We start from the raw sequence: 3992 nt of genomic DNA, 5'->3' as shown, positions 1-3992 counted from the left end.
CGCCCTCGACGCCCGACGCCGCGACAGCGCCAAAAGCGCCCTCATCACCCTCGTCGAACACGCACTCCTCGCCCGACTGCGCTGACCCGATGCCCGTCCATGCACCCCCCGGGGGAGCAGGGCGGGCATCGGCACAACCGCTCATAAGCGGCACATAACAGTTCGGTAGGCATTTGGTGATCGACTGTGACGATCTGTAGTCGATCAGCGTCACATAGCGCCACCAAGCCTTAGTTTCACCCCAGACTGTCGCTAAATGTCCGGATTGCTCCGCTCCGGATGCTCACCAAGAGCTGTTTGTCCCCAATCCCTGCACGTGTTGAAATTCCAGCAACCCCATAGTCGTGTTCGGCAGTTCCAGCCCGCAGCGAGCTGACTGCCGGGGTAGCGCTGAATTGATCCATGGCCGCCAGTCGGCCGAGAGGTTGTTGTCGAGTGAGGCGTAAGCAGCCAGTCACCCCGCAGCGGCGCTCCGAGCCCCGCCACAGCGAGCCGAACGGTAGCGCCAAGGACGCGGCAGGTTTCTCCGCGTTCACACCCACCGAGGAACGGCCCACCGCCGCCCTCGGCGGGCCCACCACACCGCCCGGCGGCGCACCCTCCGGAGCCAAGCCAGGCGCCAAGCCGGCGCCCATACCCGGCAAGGCCTCGAACGGGAAGTACGACTTCCTCGCCCCGCGGAACTGGCGTGTGCCCACCCGCCTGGTGGCCATCCTGCTGATCCCGGTCATCATCGGCCTGGTCTTCGGCGGCCTGCGCGTCAACTCGTCCTTCGACGACTACGTCAAGGCCGACCGCGCCGAGAAGACCGCCGAGCTGGCCCGCGCGGCCACCGCGCTCGCGGACGCGCTCGAGAAGGAGCGCGACTTCACGCTGATCCCGCTGATGACCAAGCAGGATCCGAACAACGACGTCGCCAACTGGCGCGGCAAGACCGACGAGGCGCTGAAGGGATACCAGGCCGCCTACTCCAGGATCCCCGACGACCCGCTGCTCCAGCACCGCAACGACGCCGTCCAGAGCCTGATGCGCGTGCTGCCGCACCTGCGCGACAACGCCTACAAGCCGGAGCTGTTCGCCAGCGCCACGCCCTCCGCGTACTCGGTGATCCTCGCCCCGCTGCTGGCCTACGACAACTCGGTCGGCTTCGGCAGCTCCAGCGTCACCAGCAAGGGCCGCGCCATCTACGCCATCTCGCTGGGCAAGGCCTCCGCCTCCACCCAGCGTTCGCTGATGCTCAGCCTGCTCGTCGGCGTCAAGGTCGGCGCCACGACCCGCTTCGAGAACACCGACCTGATCCAGCAGCTGCTGGTGTCGGCCAAGCTGGAGCAGACCGCGGTCGCCGAGTTCACCACCGGCAGCGCCCCCGAGGACGCCAAGGTCTTCTCGGACGCCCTGGTCGCCCAGGCCAACGCCGACCAGCACGGCGCGTTCAAGATGCCCAACGGCACCCCGCCCACCATGCAGGGCCTGATGAACATCGGGATGGCCTACAGCCAGGCCGCCGCCGAGGGCTTCAGCAAGGGCAAGGCCGTCGCCGACGCCGCCGCCAGGGAGGCCGAGGAGTCGGGCCTCAACAAGGACAACTGGCTGCAGGCCACCGCCTCCAGCATGAACGCGCTGCGGACCACCGAGACCACCCTGCTCGACCAGGTCGTCGGCGACGCGGCGGAGCTCAAGTCGCGCGCCCAGACCGACGCCATCCTCAACTCCGTCATCGTGATCGCCGCGCTGGCCCTGGCCGGTCTGCTCACCGGCTTCATCGCCCGCTCGATGATCCTCGGTATGCGCACCCTGAACAGCGCCGCGCTGGAGATCGCCAACCACCGTCTCCCGGACCTGGTCGAGAAGCTCTCCAAGACCGACCCCGACCGGGTGGACACCTCCGTCTCCCAGATCCCGCTCTGGGGCAAGGACGAGATCGGTGAGGTCGCCCGGGCCTTCGACCAGGTGCACCGGCAGGCGGTCTCGCTGGCCGCCGAGCAGGCACTGCTGCGAGGGAACGTCAACGCGATCTTCACCAACCTGTCGCGCCGCAGCCAGGGCCTCATCCAGCGCCAGCTGGCGCTGATCACCGACCTGGAGAACAACGAGGCCGACCCGGACCAGCTGGAGAACCTCTTCAAGCTGGACCACCTCGCGACCCGTATGCGCCGCAACGGTGAGAACCTGCTCGTCCTCGCGGGCGAGGAGGCCGGCCGCCGCTGGAACACCCCCGTGCCGCTGGTCGACGTGCTGCGCGCCGCCGCCTCCGAGGTGGAGCAGTACGAGCGCGTCGAGCTCTCCGGCATCCCCGAGGCCGAGGTCATCGGCGCGGCCGTGACCGACCTCGTCCACCTCCTCGCCGAGCTGCTGGAGAACGCCACCTCGTTCTCCAGCCCGCAGACCCGGGTGCTGGTCAACGCCACCCGCCTGCCGGACGGCCGAGTGCTGGTCGAGATCCACGACAAGGGCATCGGCCTCACCGCCGAGGACTTCGCCGAGATCAACGAGAAGCTGGCCGAGCCGCCGACCGTCGACGCCACCATCTCCCGCCGCATGGGCCTGTTCGTGGTCGGCCGGCTGTCCCAGCGACACGACATCCGCGTCCAGCTGCGCCCCTCCGGCGAGTCGGCCGGCACCACCTCGCTGGTGATGCTCCCGCAGGCACTGACCCAGCTGGCCTCCATACCGGAGCCGGAGGAGCAGTTCACCGTCTCCCGGATCTTCCCCGACCAGGAGCCCCAGTCCGCCTGGGCCGCCGACGGCCAGGGCCGGGCGCGCAGCGCCGCCGAGCTCGGCTTCGACGACCACCTGACCGGCAACACCGGCAACAGCGGCTTCAGCCCCGCGCTGGAGTCCGTGCAGCGCTCCCAGCGGCTGGACCAGCAGCGCCGGCTCGCCGCGCTGGAGGCCGGCCCGGCCGCGGACGCCCAGCAGAGCGACGGCGAGGCCGGCGACGGCTACCAGGACGGCCAGTACGGCGAGGAGTCCTACCAGGGCGGCCAGTACGGCGACCAGGACCCGTACGGCCGGCCCGCCCAGGGCCAGGAGCAGTACGGCTACCAGGACGACCAGTACGGCCAGTACCAGCAGCCGTACGGCCCGCAGGGCTACGACGGCCAGGGCTACCAGGACGACCAGTACAACGGCCAGCAGTACGACGGCCAGGGTTACCAGGACGGCCAGTACGGCTACCAGGACGACCAGTACGGCGGCCAGAGCTACGACGGCTACCAGGACGGCTCCTACCGCGACAATGGCCTCCCGGCCCGCGAGGAGACCCCGGCCGGCCACCCGTACGGCGCCGAGCCCGCCGCGCTGCCGCCCGCCGAGAGCAACACGCTGGCCTCCGGGCTGCCCCAGCGCCGCCCCGGCCAGCAGCTGGCCGGCGGCGGGTCCGCGGGCATGGGCACCCGCCCGATCGGCGCCCAGGACACCGGTGAGACCCCGAACTGGTTCACCGGCGCCAAGGACACCTCCTCGGGCGACGCCGAGTCGCGCGGCCACGAGGTGTCGGCGCTCGGCGGCTACGGCCCGACCGGCCCGACCGGCCAGCCCTCCGCGGACTGGCAGTCGCCCAACGACGGCAACTGGCAGCGCGCCGAGCAGCTGCGCGAGCCGGCCGCCGGCGGTGTGACGCCCTCCGGGCTGCCGCGCCGCGTGCCCAAGCAGAACCTGGTGGCCGGCAACGCCAAGCCGACCCCGCAGGACGGACCGCAGGTCTCCCGCACCCCCGAGGAGGTCCGCGGCCGACTCACCAACCTGCGCCGCGGCGTCGAGCAGGGGCGCAGTGCGACCGGCGGTTCCGGTGCGACCGGAAGCTTCCGGATCGACCCCGACCAGGCAGACCGGTCCGGCAACGGACAGCACAACCGCAGCACCGATCTCTTCGGCGGCTCGAACCACCAGGAGCGATGAGTTGAGTCAGATGAGCCAGGCCGCACAGAACCTGAACTGGCTGATCACCAATTTCGTGGACAACACCCCCGGGGTGTCCCACACAGTGGTGG

At 70.3% G+C, this 3992-nt stretch carries 1 protein-coding gene and 2 pseudogenes; all 3 read left to right on the top strand.

The genetic code is table 11. From position 1 onward, the window contains the following. A pseudogene (locus ACIBH3_RS35805) lies at positions 1-85 on the top strand (ATP-binding protein); the annotation flags it as partial. A gap of 350 nt (positions 86-435) precedes the next feature. Then, positions 436-3900, top strand: a complete 3465-nt coding sequence (locus tag ACIBH3_RS35800; RefSeq protein ID WP_396316299.1) for a nitrate- and nitrite sensing domain-containing protein — start codon at positions 436-438, stop codon at positions 3898-3900. A gap of 10 nt (positions 3901-3910) precedes the next feature. Further along, positions 3911-3992: pseudogene (locus tag ACIBH3_RS35795) on the top strand (roadblock/LC7 domain-containing protein); the annotation flags it as partial.

The organism is Kitasatospora sp. NPDC050543 (assembly GCF_044457565.1).
In the GTDB taxonomy this organism is placed as follows: Bacteria; Actinomycetota; Actinomycetes; order Streptomycetales; family Streptomycetaceae; genus Kitasatospora.
Note: the sequence above shows the minus strand (reverse complement) of the source record. Positions and strands in the feature narration are given on the sequence as shown.